Origin of the sequence: Rhodovulum euryhalinum, assembly GCF_004342445.1 — a bacterium.
Classification (GTDB): Bacteria; Pseudomonadota; Alphaproteobacteria; order Rhodobacterales; family Rhodobacteraceae; genus Rhodovulum; species Rhodovulum euryhalinum.
In genome coordinates this window covers 108,124-127,646 of record NZ_SLWW01000010.1, presented here as the reverse complement: position 1 = coordinate 127,646, position 19,523 = coordinate 108,124, and the positions used below count along the sequence as shown (strand labels likewise).

At 68.8% G+C, this 19,523-nt stretch carries 20 protein-coding genes; 12 read left to right on the top strand and 8 right to left on the bottom strand.

Annotated features, from left to right (window positions below; all coding sequences use genetic code 11):
* Positions 1 to 10: 10 nt before the first annotated feature.
* The 4 genes from EV655_RS13320 to EV655_RS13305 all read right to left on the bottom strand — a co-directional run bounded on the left by EV655_RS13320 (position 11) and on the right by EV655_RS13305 (position 2,938).
* Positions 11 to 628 carry a DUF6778 family protein gene (locus EV655_RS13320; RefSeq protein ID WP_132545648.1) on the bottom strand — a complete coding sequence of 206 codons (618 nt, stop codon included), beginning with the start codon at positions 626 to 628 and terminating at the stop codon, positions 11 to 13.
* Positions 629 to 729: 101 nt separating this feature from the next.
* Positions 730 to 1,689, bottom strand: a complete 960-nt coding sequence (locus EV655_RS13315; protein ID WP_132545646.1) for a methyltetrahydrofolate cobalamin methyltransferase — start codon at positions 1,687 to 1,689, stop codon at positions 730 to 732.
* 8 nt (positions 1,690 to 1,697) lie between these two features.
* Entirely contained in the window at positions 1,698 to 2,615 is a 918-nt protein-coding gene (locus EV655_RS13310; protein ID WP_132545680.1) for a methylenetetrahydrofolate reductase, read from the bottom strand.
* 20 nt (positions 2,616 to 2,635) lie between these two features.
* On the bottom strand, positions 2,636 to 2,938 hold the full coding sequence (locus EV655_RS13305) for a virulence factor (protein ID WP_132545644.1): 303 nt from the start codon (positions 2,936 to 2,938) through the stop codon (positions 2,636 to 2,638).
* 399 nt (positions 2,939 to 3,337) lie between these two features.
* On the opposite strand from EV655_RS13305, the gene EV655_RS13300 reads away from it, so the two are divergent.
* The 3 genes from EV655_RS13300 (at position 3,338) to EV655_RS13290 (ending at position 5,972) form a co-directional block, all read left to right on the top strand.
* Positions 3,338 to 3,997 (top strand): PEP-CTERM sorting domain-containing protein, encoded by a 660-nt coding sequence (locus tag EV655_RS13300; RefSeq protein WP_132545642.1) that lies wholly within the window; start codon positions 3,338 to 3,340, stop codon positions 3,995 to 3,997.
* Positions 3,998 to 4,061: 64 nt separating this feature from the next.
* A complete protein-coding gene (locus EV655_RS13295) occupies positions 4,062 to 5,174 on the top strand; it encodes a Ppx/GppA phosphatase family protein (RefSeq protein ID WP_132545640.1) in 1,113 nt (370 codons plus the stop codon).
* A 90-nt stretch (positions 5,175 to 5,264) separates the two neighbouring features.
* On the top strand, positions 5,265 to 5,972 hold the full coding sequence (locus EV655_RS13290; protein WP_132545638.1) for an RlmE family RNA methyltransferase: 708 nt from the start codon (positions 5,265 to 5,267) through the stop codon (positions 5,970 to 5,972).
* Positions 5,973 to 5,979: 7 nt separating this feature from the next.
* On the opposite strand, the gene EV655_RS13285 is transcribed toward EV655_RS13290, so the two are convergent.
* Positions 5,980 to 6,852, bottom strand: coding sequence for a MurR/RpiR family transcriptional regulator (locus tag EV655_RS13285; RefSeq protein WP_132545678.1), 873 nt, complete (start codon positions 6,850 to 6,852; stop codon positions 5,980 to 5,982).
* A 124-nt stretch (positions 6,853 to 6,976) separates the two neighbouring features.
* Between EV655_RS13285 and EV655_RS13280 the strand changes: the two genes are divergently transcribed.
* From EV655_RS13280 to EV655_RS13250, 7 genes are all read left to right on the top strand, one after another.
* Positions 6,977 to 7,732, top strand: a complete 756-nt coding sequence (locus tag EV655_RS13280) for an N-formylglutamate amidohydrolase (RefSeq protein WP_132545636.1) — start codon at positions 6,977 to 6,979, stop codon at positions 7,730 to 7,732.
* Positions 7,729 to 8,235, top strand: coding sequence for a TRAP transporter small permease subunit (locus EV655_RS13275; protein ID WP_132545634.1), 507 nt, complete (start codon positions 7,729 to 7,731; stop codon positions 8,233 to 8,235). Before EV655_RS13280 ends, EV655_RS13275 begins: the two co-directional genes overlap by 4 nt.
* Positions 8,235 to 9,560 (top strand): TRAP transporter large permease, encoded by a 1,326-nt coding sequence (locus EV655_RS13270; protein WP_132545632.1) that lies wholly within the window; start codon positions 8,235 to 8,237, stop codon positions 9,558 to 9,560. Before EV655_RS13275 ends, EV655_RS13270 begins: the two co-directional genes overlap by 1 nt.
* Before the next feature lie 58 nt (positions 9,561 to 9,618).
* Positions 9,619 to 10,653 (top strand): TRAP transporter substrate-binding protein, encoded by a 1,035-nt coding sequence (locus EV655_RS13265; RefSeq protein ID WP_132545630.1) that lies wholly within the window; start codon positions 9,619 to 9,621, stop codon positions 10,651 to 10,653.
* A 72-nt stretch (positions 10,654 to 10,725) separates the two neighbouring features.
* A complete protein-coding gene (locus EV655_RS13260; protein WP_132545628.1) occupies positions 10,726 to 12,090 on the top strand; it encodes a glutamine synthetase family protein in 1,365 nt (454 codons plus the stop codon).
* 4 nt (positions 12,091 to 12,094) lie between these two features.
* Positions 12,095 to 13,474: an aldehyde dehydrogenase family protein gene (locus tag EV655_RS13255; protein ID WP_132545626.1), complete on the top strand. Its 1,380-nt coding sequence runs from the start codon at positions 12,095 to 12,097 to the stop codon at positions 13,472 to 13,474.
* Between the two features lie 3 nt (positions 13,475 to 13,477).
* Positions 13,478 to 14,623 (top strand): iron-containing alcohol dehydrogenase, encoded by a 1,146-nt coding sequence (locus EV655_RS13250; protein ID WP_132545625.1) that lies wholly within the window; start codon positions 13,478 to 13,480, stop codon positions 14,621 to 14,623.
* Between the two features lie 124 nt (positions 14,624 to 14,747).
* On the opposite strand, the gene EV655_RS13245 is transcribed toward EV655_RS13250, so the two are convergent.
* The gene (locus tag EV655_RS13245; protein WP_132545623.1) at positions 14,748 to 16,355 is read right to left on the bottom strand and encodes a peptide chain release factor 3; all 1,608 of its coding nucleotides are present in this window, start codon (positions 16,353 to 16,355) and stop codon (positions 14,748 to 14,750) included.
* Positions 16,356 to 16,398: 43 nt separating this feature from the next.
* Positions 16,399 to 17,229, bottom strand: coding sequence for a universal stress protein (locus tag EV655_RS13240; protein WP_165905348.1), 831 nt, complete (start codon positions 17,227 to 17,229; stop codon positions 16,399 to 16,401).
* A gap of 136 nt (positions 17,230 to 17,365) precedes the next feature.
* Here EV655_RS13240 and EV655_RS13235 point away from each other — a divergent pair, with 136 nt between their 5' ends.
* Together EV655_RS13235 and EV655_RS13230 are read left to right on the top strand one after the other, a co-directional pair.
* The gene (locus EV655_RS13235) at positions 17,366 to 17,992 is read left to right on the top strand and encodes a ParA family protein (protein WP_132545619.1); all 627 of its coding nucleotides are present in this window, start codon (positions 17,366 to 17,368) and stop codon (positions 17,990 to 17,992) included.
* A gap of 78 nt (positions 17,993 to 18,070) precedes the next feature.
* The gene (locus EV655_RS13230) at positions 18,071 to 18,850 is read left to right on the top strand and encodes an SDR family oxidoreductase (protein ID WP_132545617.1); all 780 of its coding nucleotides are present in this window, start codon (positions 18,071 to 18,073) and stop codon (positions 18,848 to 18,850) included.
* Between the two features lie 29 nt (positions 18,851 to 18,879).
* Here the strand turns inward: EV655_RS13230 and EV655_RS13225 are convergent, their stop codons facing one another.
* The gene (locus EV655_RS13225; RefSeq protein ID WP_165905347.1) at positions 18,880 to 19,521 is read right to left on the bottom strand and encodes an HAD family hydrolase; all 642 of its coding nucleotides are present in this window, start codon (positions 19,519 to 19,521) and stop codon (positions 18,880 to 18,882) included.
* Positions 19,522 to 19,523 lie beyond the last annotated feature (2 nt).

Sequence of the window (19,523 nt, the reverse complement as noted above, 5' to 3'; positions counted from 1 at the left end):
GTCTGCGCGGCTAGCGGCCAAGCCGCTGGAACGCGCCGCGCACGTCGTCCGGCCCCGCGCCCAGCCAGCCCGCGAAGACCCGCGCCAGGTGGTCGGTGATCCGCTTCTTCTGGGTCTCGCCCCGCCGCTCGGCCCGGATGGCATCCATGCCGGTATAGGCGGGCAGGTCGGCGCGGATCTCCTCCGGCCCGGCCAGAACCGCGCCGGTGCGCGCATCGCTGACCTGTGCGGTGAACTTGATGTTGTGCACCCCCGCATGCGAAAGCCGCAGCCGCGAGATGTCCGACAACGCATGGAACTCGGCCATGGTGACCGACAGGCGGACCGGCCGGCTGCCGCGCAAGCCCGCGGTGCCGCGCCGCGCCGCCGTCTCGACGATGGCCTTTACCTGCGCGTGGCGGTCGCCGGGCGGGTCGTCACGCCAGACGATGTCGGCGTTCGGCCGGTAGACGTCCTCTTCCGAGACGGTCAGCGTTCCGGGCACAACGATATCGAGCGCGACGACGCGCCAGTTGCGCGAGGTCGCGGGCGCGATGGCATCGCTGTAATCGGTGGCCCAGGTCCCGGAACAGCCCGCGACAAGGACGCCAAGCAGTCCGCCGAGGACAAGCCGCTTGCTCAAGGTCATTCTATCACTCCTTTGCGCGGCTTTGCCGTTCTTCGGGCCGCCGACGGCCCCTGATAAACCCTCTATGGAAAACAGGGAATTAACAGGGCAAAGGATCGGTTTCATCCGCGCCGCCGACGCCGTCCGCCGCGACCTGCGCCCGCCTCGGCCGCGGCGCGCGAGGCCTCGGCAAAGGGCGTGCCCTCGGCCACCTGGTCGAGCACGCGCGAGAACGCGATCCAGGCACTGCCGTTCGCATCGTGGTTCATCAGGAAGTTCGCCGCGCGCACCGCCTCCATCTCGACGGGGCGGATCGGGTTCATGATCGCGGACGTCATCCCCGCGCCGATCGCCATCGGCAGGAAGGCCGCGTTGATCCCGTGCCGGTGCGGCAGCCCGAACGAGATGTTGGACGCGCCGCAGGTGGTGTTCACGCCCAGTTCGTCGCGCAGCCGGCGGACCAGCGCGAACACCTGCTGGCCGGCACTCGCCATGGCGCCGACCGGCATCACCAGCGGATCGACCACGATGTCATGGGCGGGGATGCCGTAATCGGCGGCGCGCTCCACGATCTTTTTCGCCACCGCGAAACGCACGTCCGGATCCTCGGAGATGCCGGTGTCGTCGTTCGAGATCGCCACCACGGGGACGTTGTATTTCCTGACCAGCGGCAGCACGCGCTCCAGCCGCTCTTCCTCGCCGGTGACGGAGTTGAGCAAGGGCCGCCCCTCGGCCGCCGCAAGGCCGGCCTCAAGTGCGGCGGGAACCGAGCTGTCGATGCAGAGCGGCACGTCGACCAGCCCCTGCACCAGCTCGATCATCGCCTTCATCAGGGGCGGCTCGGTCTCGTTGGGGTTGGGGTTCGAGTTGTAGACGACGCCCGCGTTGACATCGAGCACCATCGCCCCGCAGGCGACCTGTTCCAGCGCGTCCCGCTCGACGGTCGAGAAGTCGCCCGCCTCCAGTTCCGCGGCCAGTTTCTTGCGGCCGGTGGGGTTGATGCGTTCGCCGATCACGCAGAACGGCTCGTCAAAGCCGATGACGACGGTTCGGGATTTCGACTCGATGACGGTGCGGGTCATGGGATTCCTCAGCTTTCCTGGGCAGGGGCGAGGCCGCGCTCGGCAAGCCAGGCGGCGTTGGTCCGGATCCCGCCCAGCGGGAAGAAATGCACGCCCGCGATCGGGAAATCGTCGGGGCGCCGGGCGGCGGCGGTGGCAAGTTCGGTGAGGAACGCGTCGGGCGTGAAGGGCAGCACCAGCTTGGACACGTCGCGGGCGCGGCGTTGCAGCACCTTCAGCGAGGGGCCGACGCCACAGGCGATCGCGAACTTCACCAGCGTCTGAAGCTTTGCGGGGCCTGCGACGCCGACATGGATCGGCAGGGCGATCTCCGCGGCCCGCAGCCGGTCGGCCCATGCGATGACCGGCGCGGCCTCGAAGGCGAATTGCGTGACGATGGCCATGTCGGCATCGGTGCGTGCGGCGAAGGCCTGTTTCCAGCGCAGCGCCTCCATCACCATGCGGTCGGATCCGTCCGGGTCGATGTCGCGCGAGCCCTCGGGGTGGCCTGCGACATGCAGCCGGTCAAAACCTTGGCGGTCGAAGAGCCCGGTTTCGAGAAGTTGCATCGAGCAGTGGAAATCGCCCGCCGGGCTTGACCGGCCGCCCGCCAGCACCAGCGCCTCGCGCACGCCGGCCTCGCCGCGATAGCGCGCCAGCCAGTCGGCCAGGGTGGCGCGCTCGGGGATCGAGCGGGCGGGGATGTGCGGCATCGGCTCGAACCCCCAGGCCCGCAGCCGTGCGGCCGCGCCGATCATGTCGGCGATCTCGGTGCCGTCCAGATGCGCGATGTAGACCCGGGTGCCCCGGGGCAGCAGGTGGCGGAACTCCTCGACGCCCGCCAGCGTCCGTGGCATTACCTCGATTGAATAGCCGCGCGCGAACTCGGCCAGTGTGCCGGCCGCGGGGGCGGACACGTCGCGTTTCCTGAAGCTCAAAAGGCCCATCGCCGTCTCCAAAAGCCTGTTCACGCCGGGTCCCATCCAGACGCGTCGATCAATGCCGCAAGCCGTGCGGCGTCGTATTCGGCGTCCAGCCGTGCCGCCTCGGCCCCGGCCAGCACAGCAGGGTCGCCCTCGCGCGTGACCGGCGCCGCGCGGCGCCACTCGGCCAGATAGGCGTCGCTGTCGCGGGCGCCGACCTTCATCGCGCAGCGGTCGATGGCCTGTTCGAAACGTTCGGGCAGCACCCGCTTTTCAGCCGCCCGGCCCTTGCCCACGATCACCTGTGCGGGGATGTCGCGCCAGTAGACGATCGTGACTTCTGGCATCCGATTCCCCCTTCTTCCGACACCCGCTTGTAATCCGGCAGATTGTCGCGGCGGCGGCGGTTTTCGACATGATGGGTCCGGCTTGCGACCTCGGCCCCGGGCAAGCCGCACGGCGCCAGCGCCCTTTGGCACGAGTCGCGGGCGGGGCACCGATGCGGCGTCACGAGAACGGCCCGATCGGAAACGATCATGCGTGCCGCGGGGAATGGTTGCGTATCCGGGGCCGGAGTAACCTTGTTCCCGGGAAATCTTGGCGGTTTCAAGGCATTTGCGGCAAACCCGTGACGGCGCGGCGGGCTTGGGGGTCCTGACGCGCAGGCTGGATCGTGGGGGCACGGCCGACTGTCAGGCCGGCCCGGCATCAGGGGGATGCCGGGCCGGCCATCTGGGGGTGGAAAGATGCGTGCAAAGACGATAACGGCCGCGACCGCGGCGGCGCTGCTGGTGCTGACGGCGGGCGCGACGCTCTCGACCGGTTGGCCGGGCGACGATCCGGCGGCTACGGGGGCGACCGGGCGCTGGCCGGGGGCGGCCGCGTTCCCCGTGGCAGGCGCGCTCTACCGCGAGACCTTTGGCGTCTGGGGGCTGGGCCTGTGCCCGCGGCCCGAGGGGGGCCAGTGCCTGCCTTCCGCGCGCGGGATCTGCGAGGCGGAGCCCGGGCAATGCAGGCTGGCGCCCTGGCCCGCGGCCGGGTCCGAAGACGTGCCTCTGCCCGGCCCGGCCGCGCCCGCGAAGACCGCCCTTTTGCCGCTTTCCGACATCGTGCCGCTGACGCTCGGCGGGCCGATCTTCGGGGTGGGTCCCGTTCTGGTGGCTGGTCCGCGTGGCACTGGCGGCGGGGGGGGGCCGCAAGCGCCGTTCCTGCCGCCGGTCGGCCCGCAACCCGGTACGGGCGGCGGCCCCGTCTTCGTGCCGGTCGCCAGTCCGCCGGCGGCGCCCCCGGTCGGGGGCGGCCTGCCGGATGCGGCGGGCCCCGCCGTGGTGCCGCTGCCCACCAGCCTGCCGTTCCTGCTGGCGGCGCTCGGGCTTCTGGGACTGACCGGGCGTAACCGCCGCTGATCCGCGTTGCATGAACGGTCCGGGCGGGATAGCTTGGGGATAACTCGATCTGGAGGGCGATCCTATGGCGCCCAGGCGTCCCAAAGGTGCGGGCGCGTTCCCCAAGGCGGTGGCGACCCCCGCGCCTGCTCCGCCGGATCCGGCCTCGCTGTATGCGGCGCTCGATCTCGGCACCAACAGTTGCCGCATGCTGATTGCCCAGCCCAAGGGCAGCCAGTTCCATGTGGTCGACAGCTTTTCGAAGTCGGTGCAGCTTGGCACCGGCCTGGAAGCGTCGGGCCGCCTGGGCCGGGCGTCGATGGCGCGCACGGTGCAGGCGCTGCGGATCTGCAAGGGCAAGCTGGAAAAGCACCAGGTCGCACGGATGCGGCTGGTCGCGACCGAGGCCTGCCGGCGGGCCAGCAATGCGCGCGAATTCATCGGTTTCGTCCGCCGCGAGACCGGGCTCGACCTGGAAATCATCGAGCCCGAGGAAGAGGCGCGGCTGGCCGTCGTCTCCTGCGCGCCGCTGGTTTCGACGCGGACCGAGCAGTTGCTGGTGGTCGATATCGGCGGCGGGTCGACGGAACTGGTGTGGATCGACCTTTCGGCGGTGCCGCGCCACGACCGGCCGCGGGCGATCATGCGGCTGCATGGCGGGTTCCACGCCCCCGACAACCCGTTTCCGGCGGCGCGCGTGGTCGACTGGATCTCGGTGCCTCTGGGGGTGGCAACGCTGAAGGAACAGTTCGACGATGTCGAGGACGACCACGCCCGGTTCGCGCTGATGAGCTGGTTCTTCGAGGAGAACCTGGCCGATTTTTCGCCCTATGCGGCCCAGCAGGCGAAGGAGGGGTTCCAGATCATCGGCACGAGTGGAACGGTGACGACGGTGGCGGCCAGCCATCTGGGTCTCAAGCGCTATGACCGGACCAAGGTGGATGGGCTGCGCATGACCTCGACGCAGATCGACCAGGTGATCCGGACCTACCTGTATCTCGGCCCCGAGGGGCGGCGGAACGATCCGCGGATCGGGCGCGACCGGCATGCGCTGATCATGTCGGGGGCGGCGATCCTGCAGGCGCTGATGCGGCTCTGGCCGACCGACCGGCTGTCGGTGGCCGACCGGGGCTTGCGCGAGGGGCTGCTCTACGCGCAGATGTCGGCCGATGGCGTGCTGGAGGACGGCCCGTTCTGAGGCGGGTCCCCCGGCCGGGACGGCGGGCGGCCGTTGGCGGAATTGAGTATTTGAACCAGGAAGAAGACAGGGGGCGCGCGGGCGGCGGGCATGACGGAGAAACGGGGATCGAGCGGGCGCGGGCAGCGCGACCTGAAGGTGCGGGTGAAGTCGGCCAAGGGGCGGCGGCTGTCCTCGACGCTGTGGCTCGAACGGCAGTTGAACGACCCTTATGTCAAGCGCGCGAAGGCCGAAGGTTACAGGGGCCGCGCGGCGTTCAAGATCCTCGAACTGGACGACCGTTTCCGGTTTCTCGTGCCGGGGGCCCGGGTGGTGGACCTGGGCTGTGCGCCGGGGGGCTGGTGCCAGGTTGCGGTCGCGCGGGTGAACGCGCTCGGCGAGAAGAAGGGCAAGGCGGTGGGCCGCGTGCTGGGGGTCGACCTGCAGGAGGTCGAGCCGGTTCCGGGCGCCGAGATCCACCAGCTCGATTTCCTCGATGATGGTGCCGACGACAAGGTCAAGGACTGGCTCGGCGGCAAGGCCGACGTGGTGATGAGCGACATGGCCGCGGCGAGTTCCGGCCACAAGCAGACCGATCACCTGCGGATCGTGGCGCTGTGCGAGGCGGCCGCCGAACTGGCCTTCGACGTGCTGGAGGTGGGCGGCACCTTCGTCGCCAAGGTTCTTGCGGGCGGGGCCGAGGGCGCGTTGCAGACGATCCTCAAGCAGCGCTTCGACAAGGTCGCCAACGTCAAGCCGCCGGCCAGCCGGTCGGACAGTTCCGAGAAGTTCGTGGTGGCGACCGGGTTCCGCGGCTGAAGCCCCTTCAGGTGAACTTGCGGAAGAAGCCCGTGCGGTTGAACATCTCGTCCAGCGCCTCCATCCGGGCGCGGGTGTCGGGCCAGCGCCGCTCCTGCACCGCCGCGATCACGGTTTCCACCAGCAGAAGCGTCGTGACCGAGGAATCCCAGGCGGACGGCACCACGGTCCGGCTGACCAGCACCGCGCGCGCCAGCCGGTGCACCGGCGAGCGCCACTGGTCGGTGAACAGCACGATCTCGGCGCCCCGCTCGGCGGCGATCTCGGCCAGCCGCAGCGTCGCGTTCTCGTAGCGGCGGACGTCGAAGACCACCAGCACGTCGCCCGGCGCGAGGTCCAGCAGCGGATGGGCCCAGGCGTTCTGTTCCCCCTGGAAGGGGACGACGCCGGGGCGGACCATCTGGAGATGCAGCGCGAGGTATTCCGCCAACGTCCGGGTGATCCGCCCGCCCGCGACATGGACGCGGCGGGTCGGGTCGGCGATCAGGTCGCAGACCGCGTCGAACTGGGCGGGGTCGATCTGGCCGAGGCTGTGGCGGATATTGCCGATCACGGCTTCGGTGAAGCGGTTCAGGATATGCGCGCCGGGCGCACCTTCGGCCCAGGTCTCGCGCCGGGCGACGGGGCCCGAGATCTTGGCCTCGAGCTCGGCGCGGAGCGCGGCCTGGAACTCGGCATAGCCCTTGAACCCCAGCTTCTGGACCATGCGCGCGACCGTGGGCGTCGAGACCTCGGCAGCCTGCGCGACCTGGGTGATCGAGCCGAGCCCCGAAACCGGGTAGGCCTCCAGGATCGAATCCGCAAGCTGCCGCTCGGCTCGGGTCAACTGGTCAAGCCGGGCGTGCAGCCGGTCGGCGATGGTCTGCTGCGGATCGTGCATGGGGCGGGTCTCCATCTGCACAATATAGCGTCAGGCCGCTCGCCTCTGAAGAGAAAGTTTCAGGAAAGGAATTGACAGCCGTGGGGGTGGTGAAGAAACCTGTTCAGGCGAACGGGGAGTCACCATGACCGACAGCGTGGGCGAAGGGCCGGAGATCGTGAATGCCGCGGGGCAGGGGGCCGTGGTGCTGGTCTGCGAACATGCCTCGAACGCCATTCCGGCGGCGTTCGCGGGACTTGGCCTGGCCCCGGGCGACGAGGCCAGCCATGCGGCCTGGGATCCCGGCGCGCTGGGCGTGGCGCGGGCGATGGCGGCGGCGCTGGACGCGCCCCTGGTCGCGGCGACCGTCTCGCGGCTGGTGCATGACTGCAACCGGCCCGGCGGATCACCCGGGGCGATGCCCCCCCTGACCGAGACAATTGCCATTCCCGGCAACCGCGACCTGACCCGGGCCGACCGCGCCGACCGCGCCCGGCGCTACTACGCGCCCTTCCGCGACGCGCTCGAGGCGGTGCTGGCCGCCCGGCCCGGCGCGGCGCTGGTCACGGTGCACAGCTTCACGCCCATCTGGCACGGGGTGCCGCGCGCGGTCGAGATCGGCATCCTGCACGATGCCGACGCCCGCCTGGCCGATGCGATGCTGGTGGCCGCGCCATTCCGGACCGGCCATGTGGTGGCCCGGAACGAACCCTATGGACCGCAGGACGGGGTGACCCATACACTGAGGGAACACGGGGTCGGGAAGGGGCGCCTGAACGTGATGCTGGAAATCCGCAACGACCTGATCGCCGGGGACGCGGCGCAGGCCCGGATGGGCGTCATGCTGGCCGGGCTGGTGACGGCGGCGCTGGCCGGGCTGGGGCAGGGGGCGGCGCCATGACCGCCTTCATGCGCCGCTATGTCCGCATCGTCGACGGCGTGAACTATCACATCGGCCGGGTGATGATGTACGGCATCTTCGTGATGATGGGGATCCTCTTGTGGTCCTCGATCTCGAAGACGTTCTTCCTGCCCTCGCTCTGGACGCTGGAAATGGCCCAGTTCGCGATGGTGGCCTATTACATCATGGGCGGGCCCTACTCGATCCAGCTGGGGTCGAACGTGCGGATGGACCTGTTCTATGGCCGCTGGTCGGTGACCGAACGGGCCTGGGTCGACAGTTTCACCGTGCTGTTCCTGATCTTCTTTCTGGGCGTGCTGCTTTATGGCGGGATCGACAGCCTGCTTTACAGCCTGCAATACAACGAACGCAGCCCGACCGCCTGGCGGCCCGTGCTCTGGCCGATCAAGTCGATCATGTGCGCCGGGCTGCTCCTGATGCTGTTGCAGGCGATTTCCGAGCTTTTCAAGGACATCGCGCATATCAGGGACATCGAGATCTGATGTCCTACGAGATGATCGCGCTTCTGATGTTCGCGTCCATGATGCTGATGCTGTTCACCGGCCAGCGGGTCTTTGGCGCCATCGGGGCGGTGGCCGGAATCGCGGCGCTGGCGCTGTGGGGCACGGGCGGGTCGGTGATCCCGTTTTCGGCGGCGATGAAGCTGATGAAATGGTATCCGCTGCTGACGCTGCCGATGTTCATCTTCATGGGCTACGTGCTGTCCGAAAGCCGGATCGCGGACGATCTTTACCGGATGTTCCATGTCTGGATGGGGCCGGTGCCGGGGGGGCTCGCCATCGGGACGATCGGGCTGATGGTGCTGATCTCGGCCATGAACGGGCTGTCGGTCGCGGGCATGGCCATCGGGGCGACCATCGCGCTGCCCGAGTTGCTGAAACGCGGCTACGACAAGAAGATGGTGACGGGCGTGATCCAGGCGGGATCGAGCCTTGGCATCCTCGTGCCGCCCTCGGTGGTGCTGGTGCTTTACGCCATGATCGCGCGCCAGCCGGTGGGGCAGTTGTGGCTGGCGGGCATCCTGCCCGGCCTGATGATGGCCGCGATGTTCATCGCCTATATCTACATTCGCTGCCGGATCACGCCGGCACTCGGCCCCGCGCTGGGCCCCGAAGAGCGCGAGGAGATCGCCTTCGCCGAGAAGATGCGGCTGCTGCGCGCGGGGCTTCTGCCCGTTGGCATCTTCGCGGCGATGATGGTGCCCTTCATCAACGGCTGGACCTCGCTGGTGGAAAGCTCGGCCATCGGGGCGTTGACCGCGCTGGCTGCCGCGATCCTCAAGGGCCGCATGACGCGCGAGGTGTTCGAGACCTCGGTGCGCCAGACGCTGGCGATTTCCTGCATGTTCATGTGGATCATCCTGGCCGCCATGGCCTTCGGCGCGGTGTTCGACGGGCTGGGGGCGGTGCGCGCCATCGACAATCTCTTCACCGAACAGATGCACCTGTCGCCCTGGACGATCCTGATCCTGATGCAGCTGTCGTTCCTGATCATGGGCACGTTTCTCGACGACACCGCGATGCTGGTGATCGTGGCGCCGCTTTACGTGCCGCTGGTCAAGGCGCTGGGGTTCGACCTGATCTGGTATGGCGTGCTTTACACCATCACCACCCAGATCGCCTACATGACGCCGCCCTTCGGCTACAACCTGTTCCTGATGAAGGCGATGGCGCCCAAGGAGATCGGGCTAACGGACATCTATGCCTCCATCGTGCCCTTCGTCGGCGTGATGCTTCTGGCGCTGGCCACCGTCATGGCCTTCCCCGGCATCGCGCTGTGGCTGCCCCATTATGTCTACGGATTGTAACCAGAGCCCCGGCAAGGGGCCCAAGCCCGGGGGAGACCCCGCCAACAAGGAGAGAGAGATGACCACCAGACGCAAGTTCCTGACCACCGCCGGTGTCGGCGCCGCCGCCAGCCTGGCCGCGCCCGCCGTTCATGCCCAGTCGACGATCCGCTGGCGGATGCAGACCTATGCGGGCCCCGCGCTGGCCGAGCATGTGGTGAAGCCCGCCATCGACAGCTTCAACAAGATCGCCGGCGACGAGATGCAGATCGAGCTGTTCTACGCCGACCAGCTGGTGCCGACCGGCGAGCTGTTCCGCGCGATGCAGCAGGGCACCATCGACGCAGTGCAGTCCGACGACGATTCCATGGCCTCGCCGACCGAAGTCACCGTGTTCGGCGGCTATTTTCCCTTCGCGTCCCGCTATTCGCTGGACGTGCCGGTGCTGTTCAACCAGTACGGGCTGAACGAGATCTGGGCCGAGGAATACGCCAAGGTCGGCGTCAAGCACATCAGCGCGGGCGCCTGGGATCCCTGCCATTTCGCCACCAAGGACCCGATCCGCAGCCTCGCTGACCTCAAGGGCAAGCGCGTCTTCACCTTCCCCACCGCAGGCCGGTTCCTGTCGCAGTTCGGCGTGGTCCCCGTGACCCTGCCCTGGGAGGATATCGAGGTGGCCGTCCAGACCGGCGAGCTTGACGGCATCGCCTGGTCGGGCATCACCGAGGATTACACGGTCGGCTGGGCCGACGTGACCAACTATTTCCTGACCAACAACATCTCGGGCGCCTGGATCGGCCATTTCTTCGCCAACCAGGACCGCTGGAACGAGGTGCCGGAACGGCTGCAGGAACTGCTGAAGGTCTGCATGGAACAGTCGCACTACTACCGCCAATGGTGGTACTGGGGCGGCGAGGCGGCGCTTCGGGTCAACGGCACCAAGATGGAACTGACCTCGATCCCGGATGCCGAATGGGACCAGGTCGAGGCCGCCGCCCAGAAATTCTGGGACGAGATCGCCGCCGAGTCCGAGACCAAGGCGAAGGTGGTCCAGATCTTCAAGCAGTACAATGCCGACATGCAGAAGGCGGGCCGGCCTTACCGCTACGGCTGATCCAAGGCCTGACCGCAAGGGCGTCCCGCCCGGGGCGCCCGCTTTCCCATCTTGCAACCGACAGAGGCCCGAATGCCCGGCACCCTGACCCTCGACGCCCTGACCAAGCTGGTGGATGCGGGCGAGATCGACACCGTCACCCTGGCCCAGATCGACATGCAGGGCCGGCTGATGGGCAAACGCTTTCACGCCCGCCATTTCCTGGATGCGGGCCACGAGACCCATTCCTGCAACTACCTCCTGGCCGTCGATCAGGAGATGGAGCCTGTGCCGGGCTTCAAGTCGGCAAGCTGGGCGCAGGGCTATGGCGACTACATGATGAAGCCCGACCTGGCCACGCTGCGCCTCGCCCCCTGGGCGCCCGGTGCCGCGCTGGTGATCTGCGACACGCTGGACCACCACGGCCACCACCCGATCGCGGTCGCGCCCCGGTCGATCCTCAGGGCGCAACTGGCCCGGCTGGCGGAACGCGGCATGGTCGCCAAGACCGCGTCCGAACTGGAGTTCTACGTCTTCCGCGAAAGCTTCGATCAGGTCCATGACAGCGGCTACCGTGCGCTGACGCCGACCAGCCCCTACAACGAGGATTACCACATCCTGACCACCGCCCGCGAGGAGGCGTTGATGCGGGCCGTAAGGGACGACCTCTATGGCGCTGGAATACCTGTGGAAAACTCCAAGGGCGAGGCCTGGGCCGGGCAGCACGAGATCAACGTGAAATATTCCGACGCGCTGGACAGCGCCGATATCCACACGATCACCAAGCACGCGGTCAAGGAGATCGCGCTGGCGCAGGGCCACGCGGTGACCTTCATGGCGAAATATGCCGACGCCCCCGCGGGCTCGTCCTGCCACGTGCACCAGTCGCTGTGGTCGGCGGATGGCCAGCCGCTGTTCTTCGACCCGGACGAACCGTTCGGCATGTCCGCCACGATGCGCGCCTACGTGGCGGGGCTGCTCAAATACGCCAGTGACTTCACCCTGTTCCTGGCCCCCAACATCAACAGCTACAAGCGCTACGTCGCGGGCACCTTCGCGCCGACCAAGGCGGTCTGGTCGCGCGACAACCGCACGGCCGGTTACCGCCTCGTGGGCGAGGGAAGCAAGGCGATCCGGATCGAGAACCGGGTGGGCGGCGCGGATCTGAACCCCTATCTCGCCTATGCCGTCCAGATCGCGGCGGGGATGGCGGGCATCGACGAGGGGCTGGAACTGGAACCCGAGTTCCGGGGCGACGCCTATACCACCGAGGGCGTGCGCCAGATCCCCAGGACGCTGCGGGATGCTCTTGCGGCCGCCGACGAATCCGCCATGCTCCGCGCGGCTCTGGGCGACGAGGTGGTGGACCACTATGTCCACGCCGCCCGCTGGGAGCAGACGCAATACGACCGCCGCGTGACCGACTGGGAAGTCGCCCGCGGTTTCGAGAGGGCCTGATCCCATGACCGAGACGTTGAAATGTATCTCTCCCGTCGACGGGAGAGTCTATGCCGAGCGTGCGCTGATGCCGCTGGATGAGGCGCGGGCCGCCGTCGCCCGCGCCCGCGCCGCGCAACCGGCCTGGGCCGCGCGGCCCATCGCCGAACGCGCCGAGATCGTGCGCCGCGCCGTCGCGCTGATCGGCGAGGCGAATGACGAGATCGTGCCGGAACTGGCCTGGCAGATGGGCCGCCCGGTCCGCTACGGCGGCGAGTTCCGCGGGTTCCAGGAACGCGCCCACTACATGGCCGATATCGCGGCGGACGCGCTGGCCGATATCCGCATCGAGGACAGCGCGGCGTTTTCCCGCTATATCCGGCGGGTGCCGCATGGGCTGGTGCTGGTCGTGGCGCCCTGGAACTACCCCTACATGACCGCGATCAACACCGTCGCGCCCGCGCTGATCGCGGGCAATGCGGTGATGCTGAAGCACGCCAGCCAGACGCCTCTGGTGGGCGAACGCATCATCTGCGCGCTGCGCGATGCGGGCGTGCCCGACGACGTGGCGCAGAACGTGTTCCTGTCCCACGACACGACCTCGGCGCTGATCGCCTCGGGCGCGTTCCAGTTCGTCAACTTCACCGGCTCGGTCGGCGGCGGCAAGGCGATCGAGCGCGCCGCGGCGGGCACCTTCACCGGGCTGGGGCTGGAACTGGGCGGCAAGGATCCGGGCTATGTCATGGAGGACGCCGATCTGGACGCTGCCGCCGACGGGCTGATGGACGGGGCGATGTTCAACTCGGGCCAGTGCTGCTGCGGGATCGAGCGGATCTATGTCCACGCCTCGGTCTACGAGCCCTTCGTCGAGAAATGCGTCGAGATCGTCAGCAAGGCCCGGCTCGGCAACCCGCTCGACCCCGAGACGACGATGGGGCCGATGGCGCAGGTGCGGTTCGCCGATCTGGTCCGCGCCCAGACCGACGAGGCCATTGCCGCGGGCGCGCGGCCGCTGATCGACCGGGCGCTGTTCCCGAACGACGGCGGGGCCTACCTGATGCCGCAGATCCTGGTGGACGTGGACCATTCCATGCGCGTGATGCGCGAGGAGAGCTTTGGCCCGGTGGTCGGTATCATGCCCGTGAAGGACGACGCGGAAGCCATTGCGATGATGAACGATTCCGAGTTCGGCCTGACCGCCTCGCTCTGGACCCGTGACGCGGATCGCGCGGCCCGCGTGGGCGACGCGATCGAGACCGGCACGGTGTTCATGAACCGCTGCGACTACCTCGATCCGGCGCTCTGCTGGACCGGCTGCAAGAACACCGGCCGCGGCGCGGGGCTGTCGGTGCTGGGCTACCACGCGCTGACCCGTCCGAAATCCTACCACCTGAAAAAGAGTTGAGACATGAGCCTGACCGCCAACTGGTCCTACCCCACGGCCATCCGCTTCGGGGCGGGGCGCATCGCCGAACTGCCCGAGGCCTGCATCGCGGCGGGCATCCGCAAGCCGCTGCTGGTGACCGACCGGGGCCTTGCGCAACTGCCGATCACGGCGCAGGCGCTCGATATTCTCGACAAGGCGGGGCTGGGCCGCGCGCTGTTCGCCGACGTCGACCCCAACCCGACCGAGATCAACATGGAGGCCGGCATCGCCGTCTTCTGCGCGGGCGGCCATGACGGGGTGATCGCCTTCGGCGGCGGCTCGGGGCTGGACCTCGGCAAATGCGTGGCCTTCATGGCCGGGCAGTCGCGGCCGGTCTGGGATTTCGAGGATGTCGGCGACTGGTGGACGCGCGCCGATCCGGCGGGGATCGCGCCCGTGGTCGCGGTGCCGACGACCGCCGGGACGGGGTCCGAGGTCGGGCGCGCGGGCGTGCTGACGAACAGCGAGACGCATGAGAAGAAGATCATCTTCCACCCCAAGATGCTGCCCGCCGTCACGATCTGCGACCCGGACCTGACCGTGGGCATGCCGCCCGCGATCACCGCAGGCACCGGCATGGACGCGCTGGCCCATTGCCTTGAGGCCTATTGCTCGCCGTTCTTCCACCCGATGAGCCAGGGCATCGCGCTGGAAGGCATGCGGCTGGTTAAGGAGAACCTGCTGCGCGCCCATCGCGACGGCACCGACATCGAGGCCCGCGCGCAGATGATGGCCGCCGCCGCGATGGGGGCGGTCGCCTTCCAGAAGGGGCTGGGCGCGATCCATGCGCTGTCCCACCCGGTCGGGGCGCATTACGGCACCCATCACGGCACGACGAACGCGGTGGTGATGCCCGCGGTGCTGCGCTTCAACCGACCGGCCATCGAGAACCGCATCGCGCGGGCCGCGGCTTATCTGGGCATCGACGGCGGGTTCGACGGGTTCCTGGATTTCGTGGTTGGGCTGAACGCCGACCTCGGCATCCCCGAAAGCCTGACCGCGCTCGGGGTCCGTGATCCCGATCTCGACGTGCTGGTGGCGTCGGCCTTGACGGATCCGACCGCGGGGGGCAACCCGGTGGAACTGACCGCGGCGGCGACCCGGGCGCTGTACGAGGCGTGCCTCTAAGGGGCGTCTGGCCGGGCCCGCGTGCCGAGGCACGCGGGCTGGCGGGGGAGGACAATCGTCAGGGTGTGGCTGTCCCGAAGCGGGGGCGCATCGGACCCGCATCCCGGCGGCAGCGCGTTCCGCGTCAGACCTGCATTTCCTTGGTCGCCGAGAGGCGCAGTTCGGGATGGTCGCGCGCCACGCGGTCGATATCCCATTGCAGCCGGGTCATGTAGACCACGTCGCCATCGTTGTCTGTGGCCATGTGCTGCTTGTTCTTCTGGGTGAAGGCCTCGACCGCCGCCTTGTCGCCATGGACCCAGCGGGCCGAGGTGAACTGGCTGGGTTCGAACCGCACCGGCAGGCCGTATTCCAGCTCGATCCGGCTGGCCAGAACCTCGAATTGCAGCGCGCCCACCACGCCCACGATGAAGCCCGAGCCCATCATCGGCTTGAAGACCTTCGCGGCGCCTTCTTCCGCGAACTGCATCAAGGCCTTGTCCAGATGCTTGGCCTTCATCGGGTCGCCCGCGCGGCAGACCTTGAGAAGTTCCGGCGCGAAGGACGGGATACCCGTGACCTTCAGCATCTCGCCTTCGGTCAGCGTGTCGCCGATGCGCAACTGGCCGTGGTTCGGGATGCCGATGATGTCGCCCGCCCAGGCCTCTTCGGCCAGTTCGCGGTCGGCGGCCAGGAACAGCACCGGGCTCGAAACCGTGATCGGCTTCTTCGACCGGACATGGGTCAGCTTCATGCCGCGCAGGAAATGGCCCGAGGCCAGCCGCACGAAGGCCACCCGGTCGCGGTGCTTGGGGTCCATGTTGGCCTGCACCTTGAAGACGAAGCCCGCCACGGTCGGTTCCTCGGGCGCGATCTCGCGCGGCTCGGCATGCTGGACCTGCGGTTCGGGGGCATAGGTGCCGATCCCCTCCATCAATTCCTTCACCCCGAAGGAGTTGATCGCGGAGCCGAACCAGATCGGCGTCATGTGGCCGTCCAGCACCGCCCTTGGGTCGAGCGCGGGCAGCAATTCGCGCGCCATGCCCACCTCTTCGATCAGCTTCTCGCGCAACTCGGCGGGGACATGTTCTGCCAGTTTCGGATCGTCCAGCCCCTCGATCCGGATCGTGGCGGCCACCCGGTTGCGGTCGGCGCGGTCCATCAGTTCCAGCCGCTCGTTCAGCATGTCGTAGCAGCCGAGGAAGTCGCGCCCCACGCCGATCGGCCAGCTTGCGGGCGTCACGTGGATCGCCAGCATCTCCTGGATCTCGTCGATGATCTCGAACGTGTCGCGGCTTTCGCGGTCCATCTTGTTGCAGAAGGTCAGGATCGGCAGGTCGCGCAGGCGGCAGACCTCGAACAGCTTCTGCGTCTGGCTTTCCACGCCCTTGGCGCCGTCGATCACCATGATCGCGGCATCCACGGCGGTCAGCGTCCGATAGGTATCCTCGCTGAAATCGCTGTGGCCGGGGGTATCGACCAGGTTGAAGCGGAACTGGCCATAGTCGAACGACATCGCCGAGGCCGACACGGAAATCCCCCGGTCCTTCTCCATCTGCATGAAGTCCGACCGCGTGCGCCGCGCCTCGCCCTTGGCGCGCACCTGGCCGGCCATCTGGATCGCGCCGCCGTAAAGCAGGAACTTTTCGGTCAGCGTGGTCTTGCCCGCATCGGGGTGCGAGATGATGGCGAAGGTGCGCCGCCTTGCGATCTCGGGCGGCAACTCGGGGCGGTTCTTGGGGGCGTCCAGCATGGCCGCGGATATAGCGGTGGGCGCGGGGCGGCGCAATCGCGCGTTACCGTGCGATCAGCAGGTCGCAGGGCGGCGCACGCATCAGGTCGTTGGCGAGGCTGCCCAGCAGCGAGGGGGCCGCCCCCGCGCGACCATGGGCGCCGAGGGCCAGCAGGTCGGGGGACAGCGTCTCGATCCGGTCGGCGAGCACGCGGTGCGCGGGCCCCTCGGCGATCTCGATGTCCGTCAGCCGCGCGGGCAGGGGGTGGATGTCGCGCCAGGCGGACAGCGCGGCCTCGGCATCCAGGCGAAAGGGTTCGGCCGCCCCCGCGCGCACCTGGGGGGTGACGAAGCCGCGATAGGGGATGTGCAGCGCATGCACCCCGTGGATATCGGCCTCGGGCGCGATCTCGGCCGCCAGCATCAGCGCCGCGGTCGAGGCAGGCCCGAAGTCGATTGCGGCCAGCACACTGGCATAGGCGTGGTCGACGGGATCGCGCACCAGCAGCACCGGGCGCGGCGAATGACGCACGATCCGTTCCATCGTGGTCTCGCGCAGGATATCCAGAAAGGCGCGCGGACGGTGCAGCCCCAGGATCACGAGACCCGCGTCAAGTTCGGCGGCAAGCGCCGGGATCGCCTCGCAGGGGTCACCGCTCAGCACGCGGGTATCATGGCGCACCTCGCCCGAATGGGGGATCGAGGCGGCGAACTGGGCAAGCCGCAACTCGGCCGCGGCGGTCATCTGGCCCGCGATCTCGGCGGGCAGATCCGCGTCGATCACCGAGACCAGGACCAGATCCGCACCGCACCACCCCGCCAGCCGAAAGGCGCGTTGCACCGCGCGGTCGGCGCGCGGGCTGAGATCGGTGGCGACGAGAAAGGTCCTTGGCATCGGTGGACTCCGTGGGATCGACGACAAAGGATCGGGCGGCGCGGGCGGGCCTGTCAAGCGCAGCGGCGGCGCGGCGATTGCGGTGCGAGGCGCAGACGTTATGCTGGCGGGTGCGCGCGGGGTGGAGGGGAAACCCATGAAGACGGTTCTGATCGCCAATCGCAAGGGCGGCTGCGGCAAGACCACCATCGCGGTGACCTTGGCCGCGGCGCTGGCCGACGGGGGATGGCAGGTCGCGCTGGCCGATGCCGATCCGCAGAAATCGGCCTCGCGCTGGCTCAAGCGGCGGCCCGCGGACGTGGCGCCGATCCGGGCGCTGGACTGGACCGGGCCGGGGGCGCTGGGCAAGGGCGCCAAGGGGCTGGACTGGGTGATCGTGGACGCGCCCGGGTCGATCTACGAGGCGGACGCCGCCGCGCTGGTGGCCGAGGCGCATGCGGTGGTGGTGCCGGTGTTGCCGTCCTTCTTCGACGCCGACGCGACGCGGCGGTTCCTCAAGGAAATCGCCGGGATCAAGCGCATCCGCAAGGGCAAGGCGGGGGTCGAACTGGTGGCGAACCGGGTGCGGCCCCGGGGGCGCGACGCGGCCCGGCTTGCCGCCTTTGCCGAACGGATCGGGCAGGCCCCGGTCGCCGCGATTTCCGAGCGCGTCGCCTATGGCGATCTTGCCGAGGCGGGGCTGACGGTGTTCGACAAGCCGCAAAAGGCCTTTGCGCCGACCCGGGCCCAGTGGACGCCGTTGCTGGCGGCGCTGACGTCCTAGGCCCCACGCGGGCCGGGCTTTCCGGCGGGGCGGCTGGCTGCTATGCCGCGTCCGACATGTGCGAATGGGAGGCTTTCGATGGATCTTGGGATTTCCGGCAAGCGGGCGCTGGTCTGCGCTTCGTCCAGGGGGCTGGGGCGGGGTTGCGCCGAGGCGCTGGCCGCGGCGGGTTGCGACCTGGTGATGAACGCCCGCGGCGCCGAGGCGCTGGAGGCGGCCGCCGCGGCGATCCGCACGGCGCATGGCGTGACGGTGACGGCGGTCGCGGCGGACATCACCACCGAAGACGGCCGTGCCAGAGTGCTGGCGGCGGCGGGCGAGATCGACATCCTGGTGACCAATGCCGGCGGTCCGCCGCCAGGAATGTGGACCGACTGGGAGCGTGCGGATTTCATCGCCGCACTCGATGCCAACATGCTGACGCCCATCGCGCTGATGAAGGCCCTGATGCCGGGCATGATGGCGCGCGGCTGGGGCCGGGTCGTCAACATCACCAGCCAGTCGGTCAAGGCGCCGATCCCGGTGCTGGGGCTGTCGAATTCTGCCCGCGCCGGGCTGACCGGCTATGTCGCGGGGACCGCGCGGCAGGTGGCGCCCCATGGCGTGACGATCAACAACCTGCTGCCCGGCATCCACGCGACCGACCGGGCCGACGCGCTGGACCGGGGCGTGGCCGAGGCCGAAGGGATCACGCTGGACGAGGCGCGGACGCGGCGCGAAGCCACCATCCCCGCGCGGCGCTACGGCACGGCGCAGGAGTTCGGCGCGGCCTGCGCGTTTCTCTGTTCGCAGCATGCGGGTTTCATCGTCGGCCAGAACATCCTGCTGGATGGCGGTGCGGTGAACGCGACGCTGTAGCCGGCCGCCCGCGCGGTTCCCTGGCGGGCTCAGCCGTCCTCGGCAACTTCGGCTAGGGCGGCAAGGGGCTGCCAGTCCCCATGCCCCGCGCCAGTGAATCCCGGCATCATATAGACCCGCATCCCCGCCGCCTGTGCCGCGCGCAGGCCGGTCGCGCTGTCCTCGACCACGGCGATTTCGTCGGGGTCGAGGCCCAGAAGATGCGCGCCCCTGAGATAGGGTTCGGGGTCTGGCTTGGCCGCGCGCACATCGTTGCGGCTGATGCTGACAAGGCCGGGACGGTCGAGACCGAGGCGGGCGAGATTGGCGTTCACGATCAGCCGGTCGGAATTCGACACCGTGCCCTGCGGCAGGCCCAGCGCCTCGAACCGGTGCCAGAGACCGATCGCGACGGGATGGGGCGTCACATCCTCCAGACCGGCGAAATAGGCGGCAAGGCGGCGTTCGGTCCAGGCCGCAAGCGAGAGCTCCAGCCCGCAGCGGTCGACCAGCCAGGCATGTGCCTCTGTCTCGGTCCGCCCGAGCAGCGCGGCGTGGAAATCGGCGGGCAACGCAAGGCCGAGCGCCCGCGTGGCCTCGACGAACGCGCGTTCATGCAGTGGTTCGCTGTCGGCAAGGGTGCCGTCGATGTCCCACAGCACCGCGCGGAACGGCAGGGACCGCCTGCGCAAGC